At 70.3% G+C, this 696-nt stretch carries 1 protein-coding gene; it reads left to right on the top strand.

All coding sequences use genetic code 11. From position 1 onward, the window contains the following. Nucleotides 1-696, top strand: a 696-nt coding sequence (mdoH, locus tag D1614_RS28045; protein ID WP_119440485.1) for a glucans biosynthesis glucosyltransferase MdoH, incomplete at both ends; no start/stop codon positions are given.

Below are 696 nucleotides of genomic sequence, written 5' to 3'. Positions count from 1 at the left end.
GAGCGCCTGCGCGCCAACGCCGCCTCGGCGGTGTACTACCGCCGCCGCGAAGCCAATGTCGGCCGCAAGGCCGGCAACATCGCCGACTGGGTCCGCCGCTTCGGCGGCGCCTACGAGCAGATGTTGATGCTCGACGCCGACAGCCTGATGAGCGGCGAGACCATCCTGCGCCTGGTCTCGGCCATGGAGCGCCACCCGAGCGCCGGCCTGATCCAGACCCTGCCGCTGGTCATCAACGGCGAGACCCTGTTCGCCCGCTGCCTGCAGTTCGGCTCGCGCCTCTACAGCCGCGTCGCCTGGGCCGGCCTGTCCTGGTGGTCGGGCGCCGAAAGCAGCTATTGGGGCCATAACGCCATCATCCGCGTGCAGGCGTTCGCCGACTGCTGCGGCCTGCCCGACCTCAAGGGGCCCCGCCCCTTCGGCGGCAAGGTGATGAGCCACGACGCCCTGGAATCGGCGCTGATCCGCCGGGGCGGCTGGGGCGTGCACCTGGCCCCGTTCATGGAGGGCTCCTACGAGGAGGCCCCGCCCACCCTGCCCGACTTCGCCGCGCGCGACCGGCGCTGGGCGCAGGGCAATATCCAGCATCTGAAACTGCTCGGCGCGAGCGGTTTCCACTGGATCAGCCGGTTGCAGCTATTGATCGGCGCCTCGGCCTATCTGATGTCGCCCGCCTGGCTGATCCTGATCGCCACC

The sequence above is a fragment of the Maribellus luteus genome (genome assembly GCF_003576475.1).
Lineage (GTDB): Bacteria > Bacteroidota > Bacteroidia > Bacteroidales > Prolixibacteraceae > Draconibacterium > Draconibacterium luteum.
This window is presented reverse-complemented; position numbering and strand designations above follow the sequence as displayed.